This window comes from Arthrobacter sp. P4_F10 (assembly GCF_056401435.1).
The window spans coordinates 351,788-376,597 of sequence record NZ_JBFUJJ010000001.1 but is presented as its reverse complement, the minus strand read 5'-3'; the positions used below and the strand labels follow the sequence as shown (position 1 = coordinate 376,597).

At 68.2% G+C, this 24,810-nt stretch carries 26 protein-coding genes; 19 read left to right on the top strand and 7 right to left on the bottom strand.

Features of this window, described 5'->3' with window-relative positions:
- The first annotated feature begins 16 nt into the window (after nucleotides 1-16).
- A complete protein-coding gene (locus AC1DR1_RS01750) occupies nucleotides 17-1,102 on the top strand; it encodes an ATP-dependent DNA ligase (protein WP_229991912.1) in 1,086 nt (361 codons plus the stop codon).
- 115 nt (nucleotides 1,103-1,217) lie between these two features.
- On the opposite strand, the gene AC1DR1_RS01745 is transcribed toward AC1DR1_RS01750, so the two are convergent.
- The gene (locus AC1DR1_RS01745) at nucleotides 1,218-2,537 is read right to left on the bottom strand and encodes an MFS transporter (protein ID WP_229991913.1); all 1,320 of its coding nucleotides are present in this window, start codon (nucleotides 2,535-2,537) and stop codon (nucleotides 1,218-1,220) included.
- Between the two features lie 225 nt (nucleotides 2,538-2,762).
- Here AC1DR1_RS01745 and AC1DR1_RS01740 point away from each other — a divergent pair, with 225 nt between their 5' ends.
- The 12 genes from AC1DR1_RS01740 (at nucleotide 2,763) to AC1DR1_RS01685 (ending at nucleotide 14,445) form a co-directional block, all read left to right on the top strand.
- Nucleotides 2,763-3,605, top strand: coding sequence for an IclR family transcriptional regulator (locus AC1DR1_RS01740; protein ID WP_229991914.1), 843 nt, complete (start codon nucleotides 2,763-2,765; stop codon nucleotides 3,603-3,605).
- 160 nt (nucleotides 3,606-3,765) lie between these two features.
- Nucleotides 3,766-4,647, top strand: coding sequence for a shikimate dehydrogenase (locus tag AC1DR1_RS01735; RefSeq protein WP_476992106.1), 882 nt, complete (start codon nucleotides 3,766-3,768; stop codon nucleotides 4,645-4,647).
- The gene (locus tag AC1DR1_RS01730; RefSeq protein WP_364746598.1) at nucleotides 4,647-6,635 is read left to right on the top strand and encodes a sugar phosphate isomerase/epimerase and 4-hydroxyphenylpyruvate domain-containing protein; all 1,989 of its coding nucleotides are present in this window, start codon (nucleotides 4,647-4,649) and stop codon (nucleotides 6,633-6,635) included. Before AC1DR1_RS01735 ends, AC1DR1_RS01730 begins: the two co-directional genes overlap by 1 nt.
- 41 nt (nucleotides 6,636-6,676) lie before the next feature.
- Complete coding sequence (gene pcaH, locus AC1DR1_RS01725; protein ID WP_414645511.1) at nucleotides 6,677-7,573, top strand: protocatechuate 3,4-dioxygenase subunit beta; 897 nt, start codon at nucleotides 6,677-6,679, stop codon at nucleotides 7,571-7,573.
- Between the two features lie 7 nt (nucleotides 7,574-7,580).
- Entirely contained in the window at nucleotides 7,581-8,156 is a 576-nt protein-coding gene (gene pcaG, locus AC1DR1_RS01720; RefSeq protein WP_223982391.1) for a protocatechuate 3,4-dioxygenase subunit alpha, read from the top strand.
- Nucleotides 8,153-9,697, top strand: coding sequence for a lyase family protein (locus AC1DR1_RS01715; protein WP_229991917.1), 1,545 nt, complete (start codon nucleotides 8,153-8,155; stop codon nucleotides 9,695-9,697). Before pcaG ends, AC1DR1_RS01715 begins: the two co-directional genes overlap by 4 nt.
- Nucleotides 9,690-10,508, top strand: a complete 819-nt coding sequence (locus AC1DR1_RS01710) for an alpha/beta fold hydrolase (protein WP_229991918.1) — start codon at nucleotides 9,690-9,692, stop codon at nucleotides 10,506-10,508. Before AC1DR1_RS01715 ends, AC1DR1_RS01710 begins: the two co-directional genes overlap by 8 nt.
- Nucleotides 10,505-10,975, top strand: coding sequence for a 4-carboxymuconolactone decarboxylase (gene pcaC / locus AC1DR1_RS01705; protein ID WP_229991919.1), 471 nt, complete (start codon nucleotides 10,505-10,507; stop codon nucleotides 10,973-10,975). Before AC1DR1_RS01710 ends, pcaC begins: the two co-directional genes overlap by 4 nt.
- A complete protein-coding gene (locus tag AC1DR1_RS01700; protein WP_476992105.1) occupies nucleotides 10,972-12,171 on the top strand; it encodes a thiolase family protein in 1,200 nt (399 codons plus the stop codon). Before pcaC ends, AC1DR1_RS01700 begins: the two co-directional genes overlap by 4 nt.
- A gap of 5 nt (nucleotides 12,172-12,176) precedes the next feature.
- Nucleotides 12,177-12,878, top strand: a complete 702-nt coding sequence (locus AC1DR1_RS01695; protein WP_476992104.1) for a 3-oxoacid CoA-transferase subunit A — start codon at nucleotides 12,177-12,179, stop codon at nucleotides 12,876-12,878.
- Between the two features lies 1 nt (nucleotide 12,879).
- Entirely contained in the window at nucleotides 12,880-13,578 is a 699-nt protein-coding gene (locus AC1DR1_RS01690; RefSeq protein WP_476992103.1) for a 3-oxoacid CoA-transferase subunit B, read from the top strand.
- A 60-nt stretch (nucleotides 13,579-13,638) separates the two neighbouring features.
- Nucleotides 13,639-14,445: an IclR family transcriptional regulator domain-containing protein gene (locus AC1DR1_RS01685; RefSeq protein WP_476992102.1), complete on the top strand. Its 807-nt coding sequence runs from the start codon at nucleotides 13,639-13,641 to the stop codon at nucleotides 14,443-14,445.
- A gap of 36 nt (nucleotides 14,446-14,481) precedes the next feature.
- On the opposite strand, the gene AC1DR1_RS01680 is transcribed toward AC1DR1_RS01685, so the two are convergent.
- A complete protein-coding gene (locus AC1DR1_RS01680; RefSeq protein WP_229991924.1) occupies nucleotides 14,482-14,718 on the bottom strand; it encodes a hypothetical protein in 237 nt (78 codons plus the stop codon).
- 172 nt (nucleotides 14,719-14,890) lie between these two features.
- Between AC1DR1_RS01680 and AC1DR1_RS01675 the strand changes: the two genes are divergently transcribed.
- Nucleotides 14,891-15,841 carry a diacylglycerol/lipid kinase family protein gene (locus AC1DR1_RS01675; RefSeq protein ID WP_364746576.1) on the top strand — a complete coding sequence of 317 codons (951 nt, stop codon included), beginning with the start codon at nucleotides 14,891-14,893 and terminating at the stop codon, nucleotides 15,839-15,841.
- Between the two features lie 26 nt (nucleotides 15,842-15,867).
- On the opposite strand, the gene AC1DR1_RS01670 is transcribed toward AC1DR1_RS01675, so the two are convergent.
- The 3 genes from AC1DR1_RS01670 to mscL form a co-directional block, all read right to left on the bottom strand.
- The gene (locus tag AC1DR1_RS01670) at nucleotides 15,868-16,725 is read right to left on the bottom strand and encodes an ACT domain-containing protein (RefSeq protein WP_229991926.1); all 858 of its coding nucleotides are present in this window, start codon (nucleotides 16,723-16,725) and stop codon (nucleotides 15,868-15,870) included.
- Between the two features lie 106 nt (nucleotides 16,726-16,831).
- Nucleotides 16,832-17,395 carry a DinB family protein gene (locus tag AC1DR1_RS01665; RefSeq protein ID WP_364746574.1) on the bottom strand — a complete coding sequence of 188 codons (564 nt, stop codon included), beginning with the start codon at nucleotides 17,393-17,395 and terminating at the stop codon, nucleotides 16,832-16,834.
- A gap of 86 nt (nucleotides 17,396-17,481) precedes the next feature.
- Entirely contained in the window at nucleotides 17,482-17,979 is a 498-nt protein-coding gene (gene mscL, locus AC1DR1_RS01660) for a large conductance mechanosensitive channel protein MscL (protein ID WP_229991928.1), read from the bottom strand.
- A 257-nt stretch (nucleotides 17,980-18,236) separates the two neighbouring features.
- On the opposite strand from mscL, the gene AC1DR1_RS01655 reads away from it, so the two are divergent.
- A complete protein-coding gene (locus tag AC1DR1_RS01655; RefSeq protein WP_229991929.1) occupies nucleotides 18,237-19,319 on the top strand; it encodes an FUSC family protein in 1,083 nt (360 codons plus the stop codon).
- Here the strand turns inward: AC1DR1_RS01655 and AC1DR1_RS01650 are convergent.
- Complete coding sequence (locus AC1DR1_RS01650) at nucleotides 19,316-20,620, bottom strand: MFS transporter (RefSeq protein ID WP_476992101.1); 1,305 nt, start codon at nucleotides 20,618-20,620, stop codon at nucleotides 19,316-19,318. The two genes, AC1DR1_RS01655 and AC1DR1_RS01650, sit on opposite strands and share 4 nt — an antisense overlap.
- Before the next feature lie 132 nt (nucleotides 20,621-20,752).
- Between AC1DR1_RS01650 and AC1DR1_RS01645 the strand changes: the two genes are divergently transcribed.
- The 4 genes from AC1DR1_RS01645 (at nucleotide 20,753) to AC1DR1_RS01630 (ending at nucleotide 24,424) form a co-directional block, all read left to right on the top strand.
- Nucleotides 20,753-21,532 (top strand): IclR family transcriptional regulator, encoded by a 780-nt coding sequence (locus tag AC1DR1_RS01645; RefSeq protein WP_229991931.1) that lies wholly within the window; start codon nucleotides 20,753-20,755, stop codon nucleotides 21,530-21,532.
- Between the two features lie 95 nt (nucleotides 21,533-21,627).
- On the top strand, nucleotides 21,628-22,818 hold the full coding sequence (locus AC1DR1_RS01640) for a 4-hydroxybenzoate 3-monooxygenase (protein ID WP_229991932.1): 1,191 nt from the start codon (nucleotides 21,628-21,630) through the stop codon (nucleotides 22,816-22,818).
- Nucleotides 22,819-22,934: 116 nt separating this feature from the next.
- Nucleotides 22,935-23,327 carry a nuclear transport factor 2 family protein gene (locus AC1DR1_RS01635; RefSeq protein WP_229991933.1) on the top strand — a complete coding sequence of 131 codons (393 nt, stop codon included), beginning with the start codon at nucleotides 22,935-22,937 and terminating at the stop codon, nucleotides 23,325-23,327.
- Nucleotides 23,324-24,424 (top strand): FAD-dependent monooxygenase, encoded by a 1,101-nt coding sequence (locus tag AC1DR1_RS01630; protein ID WP_476992100.1) that lies wholly within the window; start codon nucleotides 23,324-23,326, stop codon nucleotides 24,422-24,424. The genes AC1DR1_RS01635 and AC1DR1_RS01630 overlap by 4 nt, the downstream gene beginning before the upstream one ends.
- Here AC1DR1_RS01630 and AC1DR1_RS01625 read toward each other — a convergent pair.
- A complete protein-coding gene (locus tag AC1DR1_RS01625; RefSeq protein ID WP_079555099.1) occupies nucleotides 24,363-24,797 on the bottom strand; it encodes an acyl-CoA thioesterase in 435 nt (144 codons plus the stop codon). The two genes, AC1DR1_RS01630 and AC1DR1_RS01625, sit on opposite strands and share 62 nt — an antisense overlap.
- Between the last annotated feature and the right edge of the window lie 13 nt (nucleotides 24,798-24,810).

The window sequence follows — 24,810 nt, the reverse complement described above, 5'->3', positions numbered from 1 at the left end:
CGCAAGAATGGGCGCTATGCGACTGCCGTTGATGCCACCCATTGCGCCCATGCTGGCCAAAGCACTCCCTGCCCTGCCGGTGCCGGACACTGGAAAGGGCTGGCTCTTTGAACCGAAGTGGGACGGGTTCCGCTCCATCATCTTCCGCGACGGCGACGAGGTGGAGATCGGCAGCCGGAACGGCAAGCCGATGACGCGCTACTTCCCCGAGCTCGTCGAGGCGCTGAAGACGGAGCTGCCGGAACGCTGCGTGGTGGACGGCGAGATCATCCTGGTGGCGGCCTCGGGGGACCGGCTCGACTTCGATGCGCTCCAGCAGCGCATCCATCCGGCCGCCAGCCGGGTGAAGCTGCTCGCGGGACAGACCCCGGCGCGTTTCGTGGCGTTCGACCTGCTCGCCCTCGGCGACGAGGACCTCACCGGAAAACCCTTCGCCGAGCGCCGGCGGGAGCTCGAACGCGCACTCGCGGCCAGCGCGGCCCCGGTCCACCTGACGGCCGCGACTTCCGACCGGGACACGGCGCAGCGCTGGTTCCGGCAGTTCGAGGGCGCCGGACTTGACGGCATCGTGGCCAAGACGCTGGAGGGCACCTACCAGCCGGACAAGCGCGCGATGGTCAAGGTCAAGCATGAGCGGACGGCGGACTGCGTGCTCGCCGGATACCGCGTGCACACCTCCGGTCCGGACCGGATCGGCTCGCTGTTGCTGGGGCTCTACGACGACGCCGGGGTGCTGGCGAATGTCGGCGTGGTGGGCGCCTTCCCGATGGCACGGCGCCAGGAGCTGTTTGCCGAGCTGCAGGAGCTGGTCACCGGTTTCGAGGACCACCCCTGGGCCTGGGCCCGGCAGGAGGAGGGGGCGCGGACCCCGCGGAATGCCCAGGGAAGCCGGTGGAGCGGCGGCAAGGACCTGTCCTTCACCCCGCTCCGGCCCGAGCGCGTGGTGGAAGTGAAGTACGACCACATGGAGGGCGAACGGTTCCGACACACTGCCCAGTTCGTGCGCTGGCGTCCGGACCGGGATCCGCACTCCTGCACCTATGACCAGCTGGAGGAGCCGGTGAAGTTCGATCTCGCCGCGGTGCTGGGCGCCGTACGCTAAGGCCCAAACCTAACCTGAGACGACGCAATAGCGCCTTTAACGACGCGGCCCGCCCCCAAAGGGACGGGCCGCCGTCGTGCGGTGCGGAACTGCCGGCCGAGCGCCGGGCGGGAACCTAGTGCTGCTGGCCGAGCTCCCGGGTGGGGACCTTGAACGTCTCCTTGGCCGTCAGTGCCGCGACGGTGGCGATCAGGCAGATGATGCCGGTGAAGATGCTGATCTGGACCCAGCCGCCGGACTGGATGCCGCCCATGGCCGCGACGATCGCCGGGGCGAAACCGGCCATCAGGAAGCCAAGCTGCGTACCGATCGCGAGGCCGGAGAAGCGGACGTTGGTGGTGAACATCTCGGCGTAGAAGGAGGGCCAGACCGCGTTGGCCGCAGCGTAGCCGAACGAGAAGAACCCGATTGCCGCGAGGAACATCAGAGGGACACTGCCGGATTCGAGGCTCAGCAGGAAGACCGGGGTCAGGACCGCGCTGGACAGTGCGCCATAGATGAAGACCGGTTTGCGGCCGATCTTGTCCGCGAGCATGCCGAACAGCGGCTGGGTGCCCAGGGCCATGAAGTTGGCGCCCACCACGAGCCAGAGGGTGGTGGTGCCGTCCACGCCGGCGACGTTCTTGGCGTAGCTGATGGCCAGGGTGCCGAAGACGGTGGACACGGCGGCGATGAAGGCGCAGGCGATGACGCGGAGGACATCGCGCCAGTGGTCCTTGAGGAGGTCGGCCACCGGGAGCTTGGAGATCTGCTTGGTCTTCTGGGCTTCCTCGAACGCCGGGGGCTCGTGCAGGGTGCGGCGGATGAAGAACGCGATCAGCACAACCACGGCGCTGAGCCAGAACGGGATGCGCCAGCCGATGGTGTATTTGATCTCATCGGGCAGGGCCAGTACGGGGATGAACACGAGGGCGGCGAGGATCTGGCCGCCCTGGGTTCCGGTCAGGGTCCAGGAGGTGAAGAACGAGCGGCGGTTGTCCGGGGCGTGCTCGAGCGTCATGGAGGAGGCGCCGGCCTGCTCGCCGGCTGCGGACAGGCCCTGGCAGAGCCGTGCCAGCACCAGAAGTGCCGGGGCCCACCAGCCGACCGTGTCGAAGTCCGGGAGACAGCCGATAACGAAAGTGGCGGCACCCATCAGCAGCAGCGTGAACATGAGGACCTTCCGGCGTCCAATCCTGTCGCCGAAGTGGCCGAGGATGACCGCGCCGACCGGACGGGCCACGTAGGCGAAGCCGAAGGTCGCGAAGGACATGATGGCCGCATTGGTGTCCGCATCGGGGAAGAAAACGTGCGGGAAGATCAGTGCCGCTGCGGAACCGAAGATGAAGAAGTCGTAATACTCGACGGCGCTGCCCAGGAAGCTGGCAAGGGCCGCCTTCTTCGGCGTCCCTCCTGTGACGGTACCCGGCGTCGTGGACGGGACAGTGTGGCTCATGGTGTTCCTTTGGTGTGACGACGTTGTCGCGGATGGATCAGGAAGGTCTCGACTGCCGCTTGCTTAAGTGTGGTGCAGCCGGAGGTCCGTGGAAAGACCAGGATTAGTAGCCACATGGTGGAAGCTACTTTTGCGATATAGCAATCATGACTGTGAGCACAGTCACTTGTCAAGAAAAATAATCACCATCTAGAAATAGCTCTCACTATGTGGGAATATCAGTACATGAGTGTGAATCAAGCCACAGATACGCCCGCCGCTTCCGGGTATCCCGGGGAAGCCCCTGCAAAGCCGGCCAAAGCCGCCAGGGAGGACTCGAGGACGGACATGGTGGGCAAGGCGCTGGGCCTGCTGGTCCTCCTGGGCGACGAGCCGCGCGGCGCCAGTGCCGCGGACATTTCCCGCCGGGCGGATCTGCCGTTCAGCACCACCTACCGCCTGCTCGGGTCCCTGACGCGGGACGGCTTCGTGGACTATGAGCCGGACGGCCGCCGCTACCACCTGGGGCTGCGGGTGTTCCAGCTCGGCCAGCGCGTTTCCAACCATCACGGCTTCGCGGGCACGGCCCTGCCCATCCTGCGGCGGGTCACCGAGGAAACGGGCGAGGCGACCATCCTCTCCGTGCGCGACGGCCTCCACCACCTGACGGTGAACAAGGTGGACGGCCCGCAGACCTTCCGGGTCACGAGCGACCCCGGGCATCTCGGGGCCCTGCACACCACCTCGGTGGGCAAGGCGCTGGTGGCGTTCGCCGATGACGCCACCCGCGTCCAGCTCGTCGACGAGCTGCCCCTGGAACCACTGACGGCGCTCTCCATCACCGACCGCGAGGCTTTCCGGGCGGAAATCGAGCAGGTCCGGCGCCAGGGCTACGCGACCATGGACGAGGAAAACGAGCTCGGCATGCGCGCCGTCGCCGTCCCGGTCTTCAACGCCCAGGGGCACGCCTTCGCCTCCCTTGCCACGGCAGTTCCGGTGTTCCGCCTCAGCATGGAGTCCCTGGTGGCCCTTGTGCCGTTGCTTCAGGCGGCGGCCGCCGAGCTGTCGGCCCGGCTGCCCCAGCGGTGACGGCCCGACGCCGGAGCCACCGCCGTAATAATAAGTTCGTCATTCGAACAACAGTGCAACATGTGAACAAAGTCTGTAATGTAATCCCTGTCACCCGGGCCGCCGGAGATGCCGCAAGCGTCCCAGCCCGCCGAGTGCCGTTGTCAAAGGAGCTAACCGGATGAGCAATCGAGCAGAGTCCTTCCTCGTGGGCCTCGTGGGAGACGGCGTCATGCCCTCCCTCACGCCCTACATGCACGAACGCGAAGGCGACGTGCAGGGCCTCCGGTACCTCTACCGCCCCATCGACCTCACCGAACTCGGCCTGCCCGGCCAGGCCGTGGGGGGGCTGCTCGCCGGCGCCCGGAGCCTCGGGTTCAACGGATTGAACATCACGCACCCCTGCAAGCAGCTCGTGCTCGACTACCTCGACGAAGTCTCCGCAGACGCCCGGCGCCTCGGCGCCGTCAACACCGTGGTCATCCGCGAGGGCCGCTTCATTGGCTACAACACCGACTTTTCCGGCTTCGCGGCGGCGCTGGCCTCCGGGCTCCCCGGCGCCACCCTGGACCGCGTGGTGCAGCTGGGCGCCGGCGGCGCCGGTTCCGCCGTCGCCTACGCCTTGCTCACCGCGGGAGTCCGCGAACTGGACCTCGTGGACACCGACGCGGCGCGCTGCGCCGCCCGGGCGGCCGAGCTCGCCGGATTCTTCCCGGACCGGACCGTCACTGCCCGGACGACGGCGGAGCTCCCGCAGCTCATGCCGCAGGCCGACGGCCTGGTGCACTGCACCCCCGTGGGCATGGCCGCCCACCCGGGCGTTCCGCTGGACATGTCCCTCGTGGAGTCCCGGCACTGGGTGGCCGACATCGTGTACCGGCCGATCGAAACCGAGCTTGTCCGCGAGGCGCGCGCCAAGGGCTGCGACGTGCTCGACGGCGGCCGGATGGCCGTGGGCCAGGCGGCGGACGCCTTCCGGATCTTCACCGGGCGCCAGGCCGATGCCGACCGCATGCGCTCCCACTTCCTGGAACTTGTGGCCGCGGAAGAAGTGGCCGCCTGATGCGCACCGGAATCGCCACCGTCTGCCTCGCCGGCACCCTGCGGGAAAAAATGCAGGCCTGCGCCGTGGCCGGCTTCGACGGGATCGAAATCTTCGAACAGGACCTCGTGACGTCCCCGCTGAGCCCGGAGGACGTCCGGAAACTGGCCGCCGACCTCGGCCTGAACCTGGACCTCTACCAGCCCTTCCGCGACTTCGACAGTGTTCCCGAGGACTTGCTCGCCGCCAACCTTCGCCGCGCGGATGCCAAGTTCAGGCTCATGTCCCGCCTGGGCATGGACACCATGCTGCTCTGTTCCAACGTCGGCACGGCCACGATCGACGACGACGATCTCCGGGCAACCCAGCTCTCCCGGCTCGCGCACCTCGCGGGTGAACACGGCGTCAAGGTCGCCTATGAGGCCCTCGCCTGGGGCAAGTACGTCAACGACTACGAGCACGCCCACCGGCTGGTCGACATGGTGGACCACCCCAACCTGGGCACCTGCCTGGACTCCTTCCACATCCTCTCCCGGGACTGGGACACCGCGCCGATCGAGGCCTTCAACCCGGAGAAGATCTTCTTCGTGCAGGTCGCCGATGCCCCCAAGCTGTCCATGGACGTGCTGTCCTGGAGCCGGCACTACCGGGTGTTTCCGGGTGAGGGCCAGTTCGAGCTCGCCAAGTTCATGGGCCACGTGGTCCGCGCCGGCTACACCGGGCCGGTGTCGCTGGAGGTGTTCAACGACGTCTTCCGCCAGTCCGACGTCGAACGCACCGCCGTCGATGCCATGCGGTCGCTGATCTGGCTCGAAGAGCAAAGCGCCGCCTGGCTAGAGGCAAACCCGGCCCCCGCCGAAGGCGAGGAGGCCAGCAAGGCGGCCGGCCCCGCGGCCCGGCGCCGCTACCCCATGGAGCTCGCCACGCTGCCCCGGGTGGCCGAGCCGGCCGGCTTCAACTTCGCCGAGGTCCGCGCAGGGGACACCGCCGGCCTGGAAACCCTGCTCGGCCAGCTGGGGTTTGCGTTTAACGGGCGGCATCGGACCAAGGACGTGCAATTGTGGACCATGGGCCACGCCCGCGTGATCATCAATGAAGAACCGGCCACCGCCGCCGGTGCTGCCCTCCAGCAGGCTCCCGCCGCCGCTGCCATTTCCGCTGCCATTTCTGCCGTGGGCTTTGACGTCGACTCTCCCGTCATCGCCGCCGCCCGCGCCCAGCAGCTCAAGGCTCCCGCGGTGCCGCGCAAGAGCCAGGCCAATGAGGAAGTCTTCCAGGGCTTCGCCGCGCCGGACTCCACCGAAATCTTCCTCTGCCAGGGCAGCCCGGACGGCACCGCCGCGTGGACCCGGGAATTCGGCGACGGACCGGGCGTCCCCGCGGAGGATCGGGCCGGCAACCCGGGCGCCGTGATCGACCACGTCAACCTCGCCCAGCCGTGGCAGCACTTCGACGAGGCCGTGCTCTTCTACACCAGCGCGCTTGCGCTGGAGCCGCAGCCGTTCGCCGAGGTGGCCAGCCCCACCGGGCTGGTCCGGTCCCAGGTGATGCTCACGCAGGACCGGGGCGTCCGCCTGGTGCTGAACCTGGCGCCGCTGCTGCAGCAGGAGGGCCCCACCGGCGCGTCGGAACCCGGCGCGTCCGGGACCGGCCACCGCCGCACCTACCAGGAGCACGTGGCGTTCGCCGTGGATGACCTCGTGGCCACTGCCCGGGCGGCACGGGACCGCGGACTGGACTTCCTGCGGATCCCGGCGAACTACTACGAGGACCTCGATGCCCGGTTCGAGCTGGAGCCGGAATTCCTGGCCACGCTCCGCGAGCTCAACCTGCTCTATGACCGCGATGCCGACGGCGAATTCCTGCATTTCTACACGGCCACGGTGGGCAGCGTGTTCTTCGAAATGGTGGAACGCCGCGGCGCCTACGACGGCTACGGCGCCCCGAACGCCCCGGTGCGGCACGCCGTCCAGTACGACCATCTGCACCACCTGACCCGCACTTCCTGACCCCATCCGAACAACAAACACACCAAGGAAAGGAGGCTGCTGTGCCTGAAGAAATCAACCTCGACATCTACAATGCCGACCCGATCACCGAGGACGTGTCCGACGAAGCCACGGAGGCCGCACCAAAGACGTATGCGCCGCTCGACGCCGCCGCTGAGTCGCAGGCGGACCTCAGCGCCGAGATGAAGGCGATCGGCGAGGCCTACGCGCAGGCCCTCAAAAACGGAGCCCCGGCCGAAACCCAGCCGCGGCTCGACTACGCGCCGTACCGCAGCAGCGTCCTGCGCCACCCCACCAAGGACCTGCACCACGCGGACCCGGAAACCATCGAACTCTACTCGCCGGCGTTCGGGCACATGGACGTCCACGCGCTGGAAGCGGACCTGACCATCGCGCACAACGGCGAGCCGCTGGGCGAACGCATCGTGGTCTCCGGCCGCGTGCTCGACGGCGACGGCCGCCCCGTGGCCGGCCAGCTTGTGGAGATTTGGCAGGCGAACTCCGCCGGCCGCTACATCCACAAGCGGGACCAGCACCCGGCACCGCTGGACCCCAACTTCACCGGCGTCGGCCGCTGCATCACGGGCGCCGACGGCTCCTACAGCTTCACCACCATCAAGCCCGGCGCCTACCCGTGGAAGAACCACCTCAATGCCTGGCGCCCGGCCCACATCCACTTCTCCCTGTTCGGGCAGGAGTTCACCCAGCGGATCGTCACCCAGATGTACTTCCCCGGTGACCAGCTGTTCCCGCTGGACCCGATCTACCAGTCGATCGTGGACCAGGACGCCCGCGACCGGCTCGTGGCCACCTACAACCACGAGCAGACCAAACCCGAATGGGCTCTGGCCTACAACTGGGACATTGTCCTGACCGGGTCCAAGCGGACCTGGACCGAAAACCAGGCATTGGGCGCAGGAGGCGACGAGAATGAATAGGAGCGCCATGAGTAAACTCACCCCGACGCCGGGCCAGACTGTGGGGCCGTTCTACGGCTACGCCCTGCCCTACACCAAGGACCGCGAGCTCCTGGCCCCCGGCTCCCCGGGCTCCATCCGGCTCCAGGGCACCGTCTATGACGGCGCCGGGCACCCGATCCCGGACGCGATCCTGGAGATCTGGCAGGCCGACGCGGACGGCAACGTTCCGCACCGCACGGGCTCCCTGGTCCGCGACGGCTACACCTTCACCGGCTTCGGCCGCAGCGCCGTGGGCAACACCGGCGTCTTCACCTTCACCACGGTGAATCCCGGCCCCACCGAGGAGGGCGCGGCGCCGTTCATCGCCGTCGCCGTCTTTGCCCGGGGCCTGATGAACCGCCTGTTCACCCGCGTCTACCTGCCGGAGGACGAGGAAGCCCTGGCCAAGGATCCGCTGCTCAGCTCGCTCGAGCCGGACCGCCGCCGGTCCCTGATCGCGCGCCGGGATCCCGACGGCGGACTGACCTGGGACATCCGCCTCCAGGGCGAGGGCGAGACGGTGTTCCTGGATTTCAGCGACGCCGAGGGTGCCTCGAAGTGACCTTCTTCGAGACCGACGGCGACGTTGGCCTGCATGGCGACTTTGGCCTGCTGAATCCCGTGTCGGCGTCGCCGCTTGTGGCGGCGCTGACCGGGGACCGTGCAGTGCTCGCCGCCATCCTGACCGTGGAGGAAGCCTGGGCGACGGTCCTGGACGAGGCGGGCCTCGCCCCGGCCGGGTCCGCCGCAGTGGTGGCCGCCGCCGCGGACGTGCAGCGGTACGACGTCGCTGGCATCGCTGTCCGCGCCCAGGGCGGCGGCAACCCCGTCATCCCGCTGCTCGCCGACCTCCGGGAACAGGTCAGGAACCTGGACACCGGCGGTATTGGCGCGGTACAGGCCGTTCACACCTCGCTGACCAGCCAGGACGTGCTCGACTCGGCACTGATGGTGCTGGCTGCCGGGGCCGTGCGCGAGCTGAAGGCCGAGCTCAAGGCGGCCACGTCCGCCCTCGCGGTGCTTGCCGAAGCCCATGCGGCCACGCTTTGTGTTGCCCGCAGCCTGACCCAGCACTCGCTGCCCTACAGCTTCGGGCTGCGGGCCGCGCAGTGGTTCAACGGGCTCGCTGCCGCGGCCAGCCGGCTCGAGGCCCTCGACCTGCCGGTCCAGACCGGCGGCGCCGCCGGGACCCTCGCCGCAGGCACGGTGCTGACTGAAGGCACTGTGCTGACTGACGGCGTGTTGACCGCCGGGCGGCTGTCCCCGTTTGACCTCGCCGACCGGCTCGCCGCCCGCCTGGGTCTCGCCACGGTTCCTGCCCCCTGGCACACCAACCGGTTGGCCGTGACCGGGCTCGGCGACGCGCTGGCGGCCGTGACGGACGCGGCCGGAAAGATGGCCGCCGACATCCTGTTCCTGAGCCGGCCGGAAGTGGCCGAGCTCGCCGAACCGCGCGCCGCCGGACGGGGCGTGTCCTCGGCCATGCCGCAAAAGCAGAACCCCGTGCTCTCCGTGCTGATCCGCAGCGCCGCCCTGCAGGCTCCGGCCCTGGCCGCACAGCTGCACCTCGCGGCCGCCAATTTCAACGACGAACGCCCCGACGGCGCCTGGCACAGCGAATGGGTGGCCCTGCGCCAGCTGCTGCGTCTGGCCCTCGGCGCCGCGGCGCAGATGCGCGAATTGGCCGAAGGGCTGCAGGTCTTCCCCGCAGCGATGCGCCGCAACCTGGACCTCGCCGGCCCGCTGCTGCTCTCTGAAGCCGTCAACGCCGCCGTCGCGCCGCTTTTGGACGTGCGCAGCGCCGAGACGGGATCGGGCCGGACCGGGAAGCAGCGCCTGCAGGCCGTCGTGGACGAAACGCTCCGGGCCCCGGCCGCGGAGCAGGCGGCCACCTACCGGACACTGCTCCGCGCGGCCGTCCCGGAATATCTGCTCACCGACGCCCGGCTTGAGGAGCTTTTGGACCCGGCCAACTACCTCGGCCAGGCCGTTGAGATCTCCCGCCGCATCCTCGCGGCGTACCCGGAATACGCCACCGCCCACGCCGCCGCCCCGGCCGGCGCCACCGCCCACCAACTCCAGAACGGAGCCTCCCGTGGCTAGACCCACCGTCAAAGCAGTCCTGCTCTCGCCCCAGCGTCCGCTCGGCGACAAGCCCCTCCTCGTCGTGGGCCCCTCGCTCGGGACGTCCTCGCTGCTCTGGAGCCAGGCCGGCACCATACTGGGCGCCGACGTCGACGTCGTCGCCTGGGATCTGCCCGGCCACGGCGTCTCGCCCGCGGCGCAGGAGAACTTCACGGTCGCCGACCTGGCCGACGCCGTGATCGGACTGGTCGATTCGATCGCCCCTGGCGCGCGCTTCCACTATGCCGGCGTGTCCCTCGGCGGGGCCACCGGCCTGCAACTGGCCATCAAGCACGGCGACCGGCTCAAGAGCCTGTCCGTGCAGTGCTCCGGCGCGAAGCTCGGCACGCCAGAGGGCTGGCTGGAGCGAGCCGAAACCGTCCGCACGCAGGGAACCCCGGTGATGATCCAAGGGTCCGCGGAGCGCTGGTTCGCCCCGGGGTTCATGGAGAGCCAGCCCGAACTCAGCAGCCGGCTCCTGCACACCCTCCGGGACGCCGACCGCTTCAGCTACGCCTTCTGCTGTGAGGCCCTGGCCGGCTTCGACGTGCGGGACCAGCTCGGCACCATCCGCGTCCCCACGCAGGTGGTTGCCGGTGCCATGGACGCCGTCGCCCCGCCGTCCATGGCCGAGGAAGTCGCCGCGGGCATCACCTCCGGCGGCGGCACGGCCACGGCCGTCAGCCTGGAGGGCGTGGCACACCTGGCGCCCTTCGAGGCGCCGGGCCACATCGCCGAGCTGCTGAAGGGCCTCATCGCCTGGACCGAGACCCAGGGAGCGGGCGCATGACCGGCTCCGAACGCAACGGGCCCGAACGCAATGGTGTGGTCCAGCCCGGCGCGACCAGCCAGGAAATCTACGACGGCGGCATGAAAGTCCGCCGCGAGGTGCTTGGCGCCGCGCACGTGGACCGCGCCAACGCCAACAAGGATTCCTTCACCGAGGACTTCCAGGACATGATCACCCGGATCGCCTGGGGCGGCATCTGGACCCGGCCCGGGATCAGCCGCCAGATGCGCTCAGCCGTCACCCTTACCGCCATGGTGGCACACGGGCACTGGGAAGAACTGGCCATGCACATCCGCGCGGCCATCACCAACGGCCTGAGCCGGGACGAGATCAAGGAAATCCTGCTCCAGACCGCCATCTACTGCGGGGTCCCCTCCGCCAACACCGCCTTCAAGACCGCCCAGCAGGTGTTCCAATCGATGGACAACACAGCCATGGGCGAGGCAGAAATGGACAAGAACCCATGAATCAGGCTTTTTTGTACGACGCCGTGAGGACCCCGTTCGGGAAGTTCGGTTCCGGCCTGGCCGGGGTCCGGCCGGACGATCTCGCTGCGCACGTGATCCGGGAAGCGGTGAAACGCGCCCCCGCGCTGGACGTGGAGCGGATCGATGAGGTGGTGTTCGGCAACGCCAACGGCGCCGGGGAGGAAAACCGCAACATCGCCCGGATGGGCACCCTGCTGGCCGGGCTGCCGGTCTCGGTCCCGGGCACCACGGTCAACCGGCTCTGCGGCTCCTCGCTGGACGCGACGATCATCGCCTCCCGGCAGATCAACACCGGCGATGCCGAGCTGATGCTGGTCGGTGGCGCCGAATCGATGTCCCGCGCCCCCTGGGTGCTGCCCAAGACCGAGAAGCCGTACCCGGCCGGGGACCTCACCCTGGCCTCCACCACGCTGGGCTGGCGGCTGGTGAACCAGGCCATGCCGACGGACTGGACCATTTCCCTGGGCGAGGCCACCGAACGGCTGGCCGGGAAGTACGGCGTGGGCCGCCAGGCGCAGGACGAATTCGCCGCCAGCTCGCACAACCTGGCCGCCGCGGCGTGGGACGAGGGCTTCTACGACACCCTCGTCGCCCCGGTCCCGGGCACGGACCTGGTCCGCGACGAGGGCATCCGGGCCGGGTCCTCGGCCCAGAAGCTCGCCGGGCTCAAGACCGTCTTCCGCACCGAGAACGGCACCGTCACCGCCGGGAACGCCTCCCCGCTCTCCGACGGCGCCTCCGCGGCGTGGCTGGGCTCCGAGGCTGCTGCCGGGATCCTGGGGATGGAGCCGCTGGCCCGGATCGCCGGGCGCGGCGCGCACGCGAACGATCCCCAGTACTTCGGCTACGCCCCCGTGGAGGCCGCGAACAAGGCCCTCGCCAAGGCCGGCATCGGCTGGGACCAGGTCGGCGCCGTCGAACTGAACGAGGCCTTCGCCGCGCAGTCCCTGGCCTGCATCAACGCCTGGGGCATCGACCCCGGAATCGTGAACCGGCACGGCGGCGCGATCGCGATGGGCCACCCGCTCGGCGCCTCCGGCGGCCGGATCCTCGGCACCCTGGCCCGGTCCCTGCAGGCCTCCGGGCAGCGCTGGGGCGTCGCCGCGATCTGCATCGGCGTCGGCCAGGGCCTCGCCGTCGTGCTCGAAAACGTAACTTCTGGCGTGAAGGGTTAAGCGAGATGCTGAATTTTATTGACACGGTCGGTGAGGCCGTCGCCGGCATCAAGGACGGCTCCACCGTGATGATCGGGGGCTTCGGCAACGCCGGCCAGCCCTTCGAACTGATCGACGCGCTGCTGGACGGCGGCGCCACCGACCTTACCGTGGTGAACAACAACGCCGGCCAGGGCGACCAGGGCCTTGCCCTGCTCATCAAGGAAGGCCGGGTGAAGAAAGTGATCTGCTCTTTCCCGCGGCAGTCCGACTCCTGGCACTTCGACGCCAAATACCGTGCCGGCGAGATCGAACTCGAGCTCGTCCCGCAGGGGAACCTCGCTGAGCGGATCCGTGCCGCCGGCGCCGGGATCGGCGGCTTCTTCACGCCCACCGGCTATGGCACCATGCTCGCCGAGGGCAAGGAAACCCGCTACCTGGACGGCAAGTGGCAGGTGTTCGAGACCCCCATCCACGCCGACGTCGCCCTCATCAAGGCCCTCACGGCGGACGGCAGGGGCAATCTCGTCTACCGCAAGACCGCACGGAACTTCGGTCCCATCATGGCCGCCGCCGCGAAACACACCATCGTCCAGGTCTCCGGGATCGTGCCCACCGGCGGCCTGGACCCGGAAGTCATCGTGACCCCCGGAATCTACGTCAACAGCATCGTCCGTATTGATTCCAGCGGAGCTGCAGCCGCAGGCAAGACAGAAAGCGTGGCCTGAGATGAGCATCCCCGCCAATGACCAGCCGGGTGTCCGGACCGGCATCCAGGCATCCGACAAGCCGCTGGGCCGCGACGACCTCGCCCGCCTCGTGGCCCGCGACATCCAGCCCGGATCCTTCGTGAACCTCGGCATCGGCCAGCCCACCCTGGTCTCCAACTATCTCGAGCCGGAGCAGAACATCACGCTCCACACCGAAAACGGCATGCTCGGCATGGGCCCGGAAGCCACCGGAGACCAGATCGACGGCGACCTCATCAACGCCGGCAAGATCCCCGTGACGGAGCTTCCCGGGGCGTCCTACTTCCACCATGCGGACTCCTTCGCGATCATGCGCGGCGGGCACCTGGACATCTGCGTGCTCGGCGCCTTCCAGGTCTCGGCCACCGGGGACCTCGCCAACTGGCACACCGGCGCCCCGGACGCGATCCCCGCCGTCGGCGGCGCCATGGACCTCGCCACCGGCGCCAAGGACGTCTTCGTCATGATGACGCTGCTGACCCGCGACGGCGCGTCCAAACTCGTCGAGGCGTGCACCTACCCGCTCACCGGGATCGGCTGCGTGACCCGCGTCTACACCGACAAGGCCGTCTTCCTCACCGGACCCGACGGCGTCCAGGTGCGCGAGACGTTCGGCTGCACGCTCGAGGAACTTCAGGCCATGGTCCCGGTACCCCTCCGGGCGGCGGACCCAAGCTGACAGTCCTGCGGCCGGATAACCTGCGCCCCGCTAAAGTGATGCGGGACCGAGAGGCGAGAAATGATTGAGCCAGCCAAGAGCGGCGGCGCGCCCGCGGCCAGCGACCAGTACGTGCAGTCGCTGGCGCGCGGGCTCGCCGTGATCCGTGCCTTTGACACGGAGCACCCCAAGATGACCCTGACCGAGGTGGCGGCCCGGACCGAACTGACCCGGGCCACGGCCAGGCGGTTCCTGCACACGCTCGCGGAGTTGGGCTATGTCCGCACGGACGGCAAGATCTTCGCCCTGACCGCCAAGGTACTTCAGCTCGGCTACGCCTACCTGTCCGGGCTGTCCCTGCCGCAGCTGGCCCAGCCGCACCTGGAGGAGCTCTCGCTCGAACTGGGGGAGTCGACGTCGGCCGCGGTGCTCGAGGGCACCGACATCGCCTACATCGCCCGGGTGTCCACCCGGCGGATCATGACGGTCGGCATTACGGTGGGCACCCGTTTCCCGGCCTACGCGACGTCCATGGGCAGGGTGCTGCTCGCGGCCCTGCCGCCGGCGAAGCTGGAAGACTATCTCGCGGCCACAGAGATCCGGCCCCTCACGCCGGGAGCCATCGGAACGCGGGCTGCCCTTCTGGCGGAGCTGGATACGGTCCGCGCCCAGGGCTGGTGCCTGCTGGACCAGGAACTGGAGCTGGGGCTGATGTCCATTGCGGCGCCGGTCCATGACGGGCCCAAGGTGGTAGCGGCGATCAACGTCTCGCTGCAGGCCCAGACGGTGTCCACGCAGGCCGACCCCGAGGCCTACCTCAAGGCCGTGCGCGAGGCGACGGTAGCCACGGCGGAAGTCATCTCCGAGGACCTGACCTCGGGACGGTGAAACACTGTCCTGACGTGACGCCCGGGAAGGGGACCGTCAGGGAGCGGGGTCTGGGATGGGTTCGGTGGAAACCGTGATCTTGACGCCCCCGGGCTCGTCACTGATTTTCAGGTGAAAGTTCCTGCCCACCACCAGGGCATGGATGTCGTCGCTGTCTCCGGGCGCTACCTGCTCGGCCAGCCGCGTGAGCGCCAGTGCCATGGCCCGGCCCCAGTCGTGAGGATCCATACTGGATGATTCAGCCGTTGCTGAATACTTCTCTGGTTCAGTCATCTGCCCCCGCTTTCGGCGTCCGGAGCGCAGCCTCCGGAACATCACGAAGCCCAGTCTAGTGAGGTGGCGGAGCGCGCGTCCACGATTTGCGCCGGCCCTGCGGAGGTTACGCGGGCACTGCGGCTAGGATTTCAGTTCGGGTACTCTTTCGCCCCATTGCCCTAAGGACGCCATGACAGAGAACAACACCGCGACTCCGGAGACCCCGGACAACGCAGCGTCCCGGCGCGCCGCCGTGGTTATCAACCCCATGAAATCTCCCGGTAAAAGCTTCCGTGCCTCGTTCTTCCGCCTGTGCGAGACCCAGGGCTGGGCCGAGCCGCTGTGGCTGGAGACCACGAAGGAGGACACCGGGATTGGCCAGGCCCGCGAGGCGCTGGATGCCGGAGTCGACGTCGTGATCGCGGCGGGCGGGGACGGAACGGTCCGCTGCGTGGCGGAGGTCCTCGCCGGCACCGGAACGCCGATGGGACTGGTCCCCCTGGGGACCGGCAACCTGCTGGCCCGCAACCTCGGCGTCGACATCACCGACCCCGTGGCCGCCAGCTACGACGTCCTCAGCGGCGCGGATACCAAGGTAGACGTGGTCAAGGCCAGGCTGGACCATGCCGAGAAGGAGCACATCTTCCTTGTCATGGCCGGTCTCGGCTATGACGCCGCCATCATGGCCAACACCGTGGACGAACTCAAGGACCGCGTGGGCTGGCTCGCCTATGTCGAGGCTGGCATCCGGCACCTGCCGGGCAAGCCGATCAGGGCGAAGATCAGCATTGACGGCCAGCATGCCGTGCGGCGCCGGATCCGCAGCGTCATGGTGGGCAACTGCGGCAAGATCATGGGGGGCGTGGAGATCTTCCCCGATGCCAAGGTCGACGACGGCATCCTGGACGTCGTGATTTTGGCCCCTCATGGCCGGTTCGGCTGGCTGGATGTGCTGTCCGGCGTCTTCGGCCGGAAGAACGCCAAGAACACGTCGGTCGAATACTTCGCCGGAAAGTCAGCCGAAATCGAACTCGCCCACGAGCAGGAATTCCAGCTCGACGGTGACCCCCTCGGCAAGGCCAAACACCTCAACGTCACTGTGGAGCACGACGCTCTCACCATCCGGATGACGGGCATCTGACCCGGGCTGGCCGCTTCCCGGGCTGGCTAGCGCGCCGCCGGCCGGTGTGCCAGGATCTCAGCGAGTTCGGCCAGCCGGTGCGCGCGGGCGGATTCGGCAGGCGTGAACGGCTCGCCGGGCCGGGAAAACGTGATGGGCCCATGCCACGCTGTAGGGATTTTCAGGACCGTCCCGTCCCCGCCCGTCCGGGGTGGCACCTCGGCGTTGCCAGCCGCCGGTCCGGGGATGATCCGTGCCCGCAGCAGTTCCGCGACGGCCAGCGGCAGCTCCTCCGGACTGGCGGCGATCCGGGCAGCCAGGCTCAGCGCGCCGGTTTGCCCGTCGGCCATGGCCAGGGCGGTGGTCGGCCAGACGTGCGGATCCGCTCCGCCGCCCGCCCGCAGCGCCCGGAGCAGCTCGGCTTCGCGGACATCACCCGGTGCCGAGAGCACGAACTCGTCCAGCACACCGCCGGCCACGGGGTGAACATGAATGCTGAGGATGTTCGTGTTCAACCCGGCCAGGGCCTGCGTCAGTTTCTGCAGCGACCCGGGTTTGTCTTTCAGGACGGTCCGCGCCCGCCAAAGGGCAGGCGCGGCGACGAGCCGTTTGCGGTGGCGCAGGGCCGGGGCATGCAGCCAGCCCCTGAGCATCCGGGCCGCCGAGGGCTCGGCGACCCAGATCACCAGGATGGTCGCGGTCATGGTCAGGACCAGGACCTTGGCAACATAAGGCAGGTGGGTTTCCACCACCGCCGCGTGCACCAGCAATTCGATCGGAAGCATCACGGCCACATTGGCCAGCGTCAGCCGCGCCTTGGTCGGTTCGGGCATCTGGCCGCACACTTCGCAGCTCAACTCGGAGGTGGCAGGGGACTGGGCTTTGCCATGGGCTTTGCGCGTCATACACCTATGATTCCGGCCAGCTGTTTCGGCCCGGTTGCCGCCGGGTGACGGTTTCGGACCGGACGGGCAGGAGGGAGGCTCGCAGCAACGCGCCCTAGGGGCTGCGTTAGAGCAAGTGGCGGTGCGCATAGAGGTCGCGGAGCAGGGCGACCTCTGCCAAGTGGTGGATCATCTCGCGGTTGATGTGCAGGACCAGTGCCGCCATGGGGGCCTCGGCGAACGGACCTTCGGACGGACCGCAGGCTGCCCCCAAACCGGCCTCATTGAGGCTCTTCACGCCCTGGATCCACCGGGCGTAATACTCGTCCACTTGGGCCAGTGCCAGGGCCGCCGTGCCTGGGTAGGCGAAATTCTGGTAATCCACGGCAGGACCGCCAAAGTGTGATGCTGTCCGCGCGCCCAGCACGCCGACCAGAATATGGCACAGGCGCCAGGCAATGGTCGTCACCGGAGCAGGAACGGGCTCCGGGTAGCTGAAATCAATGGTGAAATCACCCGTACCCGGCGCGGTCGGGGGCGTTGATGCGTCCTTGCGCCGGACACTCCAGCCCGGAACCGGCTCCCAAAAATACTCGTCGTCAGTCAACCCGTCCAGCCTCGGGCGGGCCTGATTGGCAAAATGCCAGTCCAGTTGATCCACTAGCTCGTGGTTCCAGCTAACATCCGGCACGATGTTCCTCCTCGGCATCCAGGCCCGAGCGGCGGGGGTGTCTACATCAAAGTACTCCGGACCTCCCGCCCGCCATAGGGCGAGTCCTAAGCCTGACGGCGGGCTGCGACGCCGGCAGGGACAGCCGACGTGTTCCCGTCCGGGTGCTCCCCGGCCCCGGTGCGGCCGCCGTCGGATTCCGGACCGGCCAACGTGGCCAGCAAGTCGCGGATCTCGGCCAGCAGCGCAGTGTCGGCCGGGATCGGTTCTTCCTCGGGCTCAGCGGCGCTGAGTCGGTTCTTGACCATCCGGTTGATCCGGTTCATCGGGGCCACGAAGATGAAGTACACCACCGCAGCAGTGATGAGGAAGGTCAGGAAGGCGGTCACCACGGCGCCGATGTTCACGAAGGTCTTGTCGTTGCCCGGCCAAACGTGGAAGCCCAGACCCTGGGTCTCGACGCCGCCGGCGGCAGCGAGGATCGGGTTGACGATGTTGGAAGTGAAGGCGCTGACCAGGGCGGTGAAGGCCGTGCCGACCACGACGGCGATGGACAGTTCGATCACGTTGCCGCGCAGGATGAAATCCTTGAATCCTTTGAGCATGGGGAACCTCCGGTGTGCGTTGCTGGCTTGATTCAACCGATAGACGCTACCACTTCGCTGGGCGCCCAGCAGATCCCGATCAACGGATTCCGATGCCGCCGCCGCACCGTTCCGGCGTAAACTCCGTGGTGGATGCCAACGCCGCCGTCGTAATACTCCGACTGCAACGAGAGGCGCCCGACCCGTGAGAGCCTGCCCATGAAGAACACGCCCATGAAAGCATTTCGCTGTGCGCCTGAGGCTGTAAGGCCTGCGCTGTGAAGCTGTTCTCCGAGATGTTCACCATCGCCCCGGCCAACAAGGACCACCAGGTCGCCCTCCGCTGCGCCGTGGGGGTCTTTGTTCCGCTGATCACGCTGGTGCTGCTTGACCGCCTGGATCTGGCAATCTTCGCTTCCTTCGGCGCCTTCACCGGGATTTACGGCCGGAATGAGCCGCATGCCAGGCGGCTGACTCTTCAGGTGCGGGGCGGTGGGCTGATGCTCCTGGTGATGTTCCTGGCCGCCCTCACAGCGCGTGTGGACGCTCTTGCCGGGCTTTCCGCGGCAGGCACCGCCTGGGTCCTGGTCGGGACTACCACGGTGATCGCCTGGGGCTGCTCCCTGGTTGTCGCGTGGTGGCGCCTGCGTCCCGCGGGTTCGCTGTTCCATATCTTTGCGTTCGCGGCCATCGCGTCGATCCCCAACCAGCCGCCGCTGTGGCAGTGCATGCTCGTGGCGGTACTCACGGTCGCTTTCTCCCTGCTGCTCGGCCAGTCCTCGCGGGTGGCGCGGAGCCACCGGACCCCGTGGGTGAATCCGAGGCCTGCGGCCCTTACACCGCAGGAGAAACGCGTCGCCTGGCACGAAAGCGTGGGCTACCTCGTGGCGGCAGGCGTGGCGGGAACGCTGGGTACCCTGGCCGGGGAATGGCTTGGAATTGGCCACAATTACTGGGCGATGGTGGCCGCCGTCGTTCCGCTCGTGGGCCATACCACCCGGCACCGCGTGAGCCGTGGCCTGCAACGGATCGCGGGCACTGCCTTGGGGTTGGTGCTGCTCGCCGGAATCCTGCTCCTGCAGCCGACGCCCTGGCAGACGGTGCTGGTGATTGCCGCGTGCCAGTTCGGCGCCGAGATGTTCATCGCGCGGCAGTACATGCTGGCGCAGGTTTTCGTCACGCCGCTGGCGCTGATCTCCACGCTTCTCGTGGCACCCGTGCCGCCCGGCATCCTGCTCCGCGACAGAATCGTGGAGACCGTCATCGGTGCCGCCGTCGGCATCGCCGTCGTGCTGGCGCCCGGCGCGTGGCGCGGCCTCAGGGGCCGCCGCGGGGCGAGGACCCCCGGGCGCGTCTCCTAGGAGTGCCCGACGCCGGCGCCGGTGCGGGACACTGCCGGCACGGTCTGCGGGACGAAGGCGAGGGCGAGGACCGCCAGGAGTGCGGCGGCGGCGAAAACGTAGAAGCCCCACGGGTAGGCGATGCCGGCGGCGACCAGCGCGCCGGTGACGGCGGGGCCCAAAATGGCTCCCAGCCTGCCCACGCCGGCGGCGAAGCCCAGCGCGGTGCCGCGGAGCCGGACCGGGAAGAGCTGGCTGACCCAGGCATAGACCAGGACCTGGGAGCTAAAGACGAACACGCCGGTGACAAAGACGGCGGCATAGAGCACGACTTCGTTCTGGATCTGGATGCTGAGCGCGGCGAGGAACACGGCGGAGAGGCCAAACCAGAGCAGGACGATCCTCTTGGTGCCGTGCCGGTCCGCCAGGACCCCGGCGATCAGGAGGCCCACCACAGCGCCCACGTTCAGGACCAGGAGCAGGGCGAGGCCGGCGTTCAGGCTGTAGCCGGCGGAGGCCATGAGCTGCGGCAGCCAGGTGTTCAGGCCGTAGACCAGCAGCAGCCCCATGAAGGACGCCACGGCCACGCCGGCGGCGATCCGCGGGTAGGGCTTGCGGCCAAGGTCCCGGAAGCTGGCGCGTTCCTCCACCGGGGCGGCCACAGCGCTGTCCGGGGTAAGCGCCGGGTTGACGGCCGGGGACGTGGCGGCCGGGGACTTTGCGGCTGCGGGGATGTGGTGGACCGGCGGCAGGGTCTCCGGAAGCTTGAACCACAGGAAGGGGACCAGGGCAAAGCCTGCCAGGCCACCCACCACGAACATGGTCCGCCAGCTTGGAATGACCATGATGGCCAGGAACGCCGTGGCCACGGCGCCGACGTGATATCCCGTCATGGTCCGGGTGGTGGACTTTCCAGCCGTCCCGGCAGGCGCGTAGTCGTTCATGTAGGCCAGTGCGGCGGGCAGGCAGGCGCCCAGGCCAAGGCCGGCGAGCAGCCGGAACGCGCTGAACCATGCCACGTTCGGTGCGAAGACGACCGCAATCGTAAAGATGGAAAACCACGTCACGCAGGCCACCAGCAGGTTTCGCCGGCCGAGGCGGTCCGAGAGCGGCGCGATGAAGAGCGCGCCGAGCCCCACGCCCACCAGGGAGATGGTCGCCGCGAACGTCGCCCCGACTGCGTCGAAGCCAAGTTCCTGCGACTTAATCAGGGTCGGGATGACCGTGCCAAGCACCACCAGATCAAAGCCGTCCAGCACCATGGCCAGCCAGCAGAGCCACACGGGCCACCGTGATTTGTTTCCCAATGACGACATTGACATTGCTACCTCAGCGCTAGTATTTACGTGATTCCGCGTGCCCGGCGGTGTAGGTCGGACTCTTCCTATTGTGAGAGTTCTATCACCCGGGAGTGTTGCGTGGGACACTAAAAACCGTTCAATGGAAGGAGGGGCGTGGCCAATTCAAACTCCGGCGATTCGGTGGTGGACCGGATCCTGCGGCTGATTGCCGCCTTCCCGGAGGGTGTCACGGCTTTGCAGCTCTCGGAGCTGGCCGCGCGGGCGGAACTCCCGCTGACCACCGCGCACAGGCTCGTCCGGCAGCTGGCCGGGCACGGCCTGCTTGAAGTCGCTCCCGGTGGCTCAGTCAGCCTGGGCCTGCGGCTCTGGGAGCTCGCTAACCGCAGTTCCCCCACGCTTGAACTCCGCCAGGCCGCCCTGCCGCTCATGGAGGACATCCAGCAGGTGCTCAACCAAAACGTGAACCTCGCCGTGCTGGACGGCCAGGAAGTGCTCTTTGTGGAGCGGCTGTCCCGCCGCGGCTCGGTCGCCAACCGTGCGCAGGTGGCCGGCCGGATGCCCGTGCACGTGTCCTCCGCCGGGCTGGTGCTCATGGCCAACCAGCCCCGCAACGTCCAGGCCGAGTACCTCGAAGGGTTTAGCGATCCGACCGGCCGGCTGGCCCTGGCGGACCTCCGCGCCCTCCTGGGCGAAGCGGCCCATCAGGGCTATGCGCAGCTGGCCGGCGTCGTCGACCCGGACACGTGGGGGATCGCCGTGCCCGTACTGGACCGCAGGAGGCTCGCCGTGGCGGCCCTCGGCGTCGTCGTTCCCCTTCGCGAGGTGCGCCTGCAGGCGCTCGTTCCCGCCCTGCAGACCGCGGCCCGCGGGATCGGGCGGCGGCTCGGCGAGTCCCGCGAGAGCCTCTCATTCCATTCAGCGGAATTGATGTAACGCCCATCACGCCTTGGGGAGCACACTGTTAGCCGGAAGACCAAAACGGCCCCCGGTCCCTGACCGCCCCAACCCCGCAACGAAGCGAGATGAACATGGCACAGCGAAAAGTCATCAACACCCAGGTAGCGATCATGGGTGCCGGCCCGGCCGGGCTCATGCTGTCCCACCTGCTGGCCAAGGCCGGCATTGAATCCACCGTCCTCGAGATCCGCACCCACCAGGAGATTTCCGAGACGGTGCGGGCCGGCATCCTGGAGCACGGCTCGGTCAACATGCTCGTCGACAGCGGCGTCTCCGACCGGGTGCTGCGCGACGGCGACCGGCATGACGGAATCGAACTGCGCTTCAACGGCGAAAGCCACCGGATCGACTTCCAGGACCTGGTTGGGGAATCGGTGTGGCTCTACCCGCAGACGGACGTGTTCCTGGACCTCTCCGCACGCCGGAAGGCCGACGGTGGGGACGTCCGGTACGCCGTCACGGACACCACCATTCATGACATCGAAGCCAAGCCCAAGGTCTGGTTTACGGATGCTGACGGCGTCGAGTACGAACTCCAGGCCGATTTCATCGCCGGTGCCGACGGTTCGCGCAGCCACTGCCGCTTCCAGATTCCGGAGGCGCAGCGCAAGTGGTACTTCCACGAATACCCCTTCGCCTGGTTCGGCATCCTGGCCGAGGCGCCGCGCAGCTCCGACGAGCTGATCTACGCCAACTCGGAAAACGGCTTCGCCCTGATCAGCCAGCGCACCGAGTCGGTCCAGCGGATGTACTTCCAGTGCGACCCCAACGAGGACGTCAACAACTGGGATGACGACCGCATCTGGGACGCCTTCCGCAGCCGCGTCAACGGCAACGGCTTCGAGGTCAAGGAAGGACCGGTGATCGACAAGACGGTCCTGAAGTTCCGCAGCTTTGTCCACGCCCCCATGCGGCACGGCAACCTGTTCCTCGCCGGCGACGCCGCGCACACCGTGCCGCCCACTGGGGCCAAGGGCCTGAACCTGGCGCTGAACGATGTCAAGGTCCTGTTTGAGGGCTTCGACAGCTTCTACTCCACCGGCTCCACCGTGCTCCTGGACGCCTACAGCGACCGCGCCCTGAACCGGGTGTGGAAGGCCCAGCAGTTCTCATACTGGATGACCTCCATGCTGCACACCTCCGCCGACGCCGACGACTTCTCCCGCGCCCGCCAGCTCGGCGAACTTCATTCCGTGGTGTCCTCCCGCCACGGCCGCGCCTACCTCGCGGAGGCCTACACCGGCTGGCCCGGAGCCCGCTAGGGCTCCGGCAGAAGCCCTGGTCTGAAGACAGATTTCCGTCGACACGTGCCGGGGCCAGGGCTAGCCTTTAACCGTCCCAGCATGGCCCGACAAGGATGACGGAGAGGTGTCCGATCATGGGAACCGCAGAGAATGTTGAACTGGTCCGGCGAGGGTACACGGCGTTCAACGCAGGGGATATGGCTACCCTCAGCGACATGTTCGCGGAGGACGCTGTCTGGTACGTTCCCGGAAGCGGCGTGCTTTCCGGAACCAAACAGGGCAGGGACGCGATCCTGGCGTACTTCGGCGAGTTGGGAGCGCGCACCCACGGTAACTTCCAAGCGGACCTCGAGGACATCGTGGGCGGGGAAAACCACACCGTCGCGATCCAGCAAACCCGCGGGGAGAACAACGGCAAGACCCTGGACCTGGCCACCGTCATCACGTTTGTGGTCCGCGACGGAAAGATCACCGAAGGGCGGGAATTCTTCGAGGACACGGCCAAGGCAGACGAATTCTGGACGTGACCGAACCGGCGCCGCCTGATCCCGGCCGGCAGGCGGTTTCCGTCATCGGCGGCGGCATCGCCGGGCTGGCCCTGGCAGCCCGCCTCGATCCCGCACGGTTCGACGTCACCGTCCACGAGCAACGCGACGGACTCCCGACCGTCGGAACTTCCCTTGCGGTGTGGCCCGCGGCCCAGCGGGCCCTTGGCCGCCTGGGAATCCTGGACGCGGTCCGGGAGGCCAGCCCGGTGATCGAGGGCATGAGTGTCCGTGCGGCTTCCGGCAAGCCATGGACAGCGGCACAGGCGCCAGGACTGATCGGCGTTTCCCGGGTTGACCTCATCCGGCTGCTGGACGCCGCCGTTCCGGTCAGCGTGGGCCGGGCATCCGGCCGCATCGACATCGTCCGGCCCGGCCCCGCCGGCCTTGTGGTGGGCTCCGACGGCGTCCACAGCTCGGTCCGCCGCAGCTGCTGGGGCGCCCGCTCCGGGGCGCGGCCCACACCGTATCTCGCGGTCCGCGGCGTGGTTCCCGGGCGGCTGTGGTGCGGGCACACGGGCGAATACTGGGGCCGCGGGCAGCTGTTCGGGATTGGTCCCGCGGCGGCCGGGACCAACTGGTACGCGGCGTTCCGCTCCGGGGCACGTCCCGGGAGCCTGGATGTCGCCGCCGCCCTGGCAGAAACACGCGCCCGCTACGCAGGCTACTCACCGGGGATCCTCGAGGTCCTGGCCGCGGCAGTACCGCAGACATCCCTGGTGCAGCGGGTCTGGACGACGCCGCCGCTTTGCAGCTACGTCCGCCGAAGGGTAGCCCTCGTCGGCGATGCCGCCCACGCGATGACCCCGAATCTTGGCCGGGGGGCCTGTGAAGCGCTGGTCGATGCCGTGACCCTTGCGGAGCTTCTCAACACCCGGCCCGTGGACGAGGCACTGAGGGCCTATAACCGGGCGCGCCTCCTGCGCACGCAGGCGCTGCGGGCGGCGTCGTCGGGGGTGATGCGGCTGGCCCTGGCCGAACGTGGTCAGCCTGTACGGGACGCGCTGCTGGGCTTGGCTAGTCCTGGTCCAGGGTCTCGGTCAGGTGGTGCGTCGGAATCCGGTCCCGGTCATAGGTGATTTCGGTGTAGCCGTGCGGCTCGGGCTTCCCCGACGGGCTCAGGTTCACGAAGACGATCTCATCAATGGTGAGGATGCTCCGGCGCGTGATCATGTTCCGGACTTCGGCCCGCATGGTCAGCGATGTCCGGCCGAAGCGGGTCGCGGTCAGGCCCATTTCGATCAGGTCGCCCTGGACGGCGGAGCTGACGAAGTTGATTTCGGAGATGTACTTGGTGACGGCCCGGCCGTTGCCCAGCTGCAGGATGGCGTAAATGGCCGCCTCTTCGTCGATCCACTTCAGCAGGCTCCCGCCGAACAGGGTGCCGTTGGCGTTGAGGTCCTCGGGCCGCACCCATTTGCGGGTGCGGAAAGTGATGTCGGCCGATTCCATAGTGCGAGGTTAG

Bases quoted from the DNA above. Each gene is read 5' to 3' on its own strand.
- AC1DR1_RS01680 (WP_229991924.1), bottom strand. From the start codon at position 14,718: ATGACTGAACCAGAGAAGTATTCAGCAACGGCTGAATCATCCAGTATG.
- AC1DR1_RS01635 (WP_229991933.1), top strand. From the start codon at position 22,935: ATGGGAACCGCAGAGAATGTTGAACTGGTCCGGCGAGGGTACACGGCG.
- AC1DR1_RS01740 (WP_229991914.1), top strand. From the start codon at position 2,763: ATGAGTGTGAATCAAGCCACAGATACGCCCGCCGCTTCCGGGTATCCC.
- AC1DR1_RS01745 (WP_229991913.1), bottom strand. From the start codon at position 2,537: ATGAGCCACACTGTCCCGTCCACGACGCCGGGTACCGTCACAGGAGGG.
- AC1DR1_RS01670 (WP_229991926.1), bottom strand. From the start codon at position 16,725: ATGACGCGCAAAGCCCATGGCAAAGCCCAGTCCCCTGCCACCTCCGAG.
- AC1DR1_RS01735 (WP_476992106.1), top strand. From the start codon at position 3,766: ATGAGCAATCGAGCAGAGTCCTTCCTCGTGGGCCTCGTGGGAGACGGC.
- pcaC (WP_229991919.1), top strand. From the start codon at position 10,505: ATGACCGGCTCCGAACGCAACGGGCCCGAACGCAATGGTGTGGTCCAG.
- AC1DR1_RS01640 (WP_229991932.1), top strand. From the start codon at position 21,628: ATGGCACAGCGAAAAGTCATCAACACCCAGGTAGCGATCATGGGTGCC.
- AC1DR1_RS01750 (WP_229991912.1), top strand. From the start codon at position 17: ATGCGACTGCCGTTGATGCCACCCATTGCGCCCATGCTGGCCAAAGCA.
- AC1DR1_RS01625 (WP_079555099.1), bottom strand. From the start codon at position 24,797: ATGGAATCGGCCGACATCACTTTCCGCACCCGCAAATGGGTGCGGCCC.
- AC1DR1_RS01730 (WP_364746598.1), top strand. From the start codon at position 4,647: ATGCGCACCGGAATCGCCACCGTCTGCCTCGCCGGCACCCTGCGGGAA.
- pcaG (WP_223982391.1), top strand. From the start codon at position 7,581: ATGAGTAAACTCACCCCGACGCCGGGCCAGACTGTGGGGCCGTTCTAC.
- AC1DR1_RS01675 (WP_364746576.1), top strand. From the start codon at position 14,891: ATGACAGAGAACAACACCGCGACTCCGGAGACCCCGGACAACGCAGCG.
- AC1DR1_RS01700 (WP_476992105.1), top strand. From the start codon at position 10,972: ATGAATCAGGCTTTTTTGTACGACGCCGTGAGGACCCCGTTCGGGAAG.
- AC1DR1_RS01650 (WP_476992101.1), bottom strand. From the start codon at position 20,620: ATGTCAATGTCGTCATTGGGAAACAAATCACGGTGGCCCGTGTGGCTC.
- AC1DR1_RS01690 (WP_476992103.1), top strand. From the start codon at position 12,880: ATGAGCATCCCCGCCAATGACCAGCCGGGTGTCCGGACCGGCATCCAG.
- mscL (WP_229991928.1), bottom strand. From the start codon at position 17,979: ATGCTCAAAGGATTCAAGGATTTCATCCTGCGCGGCAACGTGATCGAA.
- AC1DR1_RS01685 (WP_476992102.1), top strand. From the start codon at position 13,639: ATGATTGAGCCAGCCAAGAGCGGCGGCGCGCCCGCGGCCAGCGACCAG.
- AC1DR1_RS01695 (WP_476992104.1), top strand. From the start codon at position 12,177: ATGCTGAATTTTATTGACACGGTCGGTGAGGCCGTCGCCGGCATCAAG.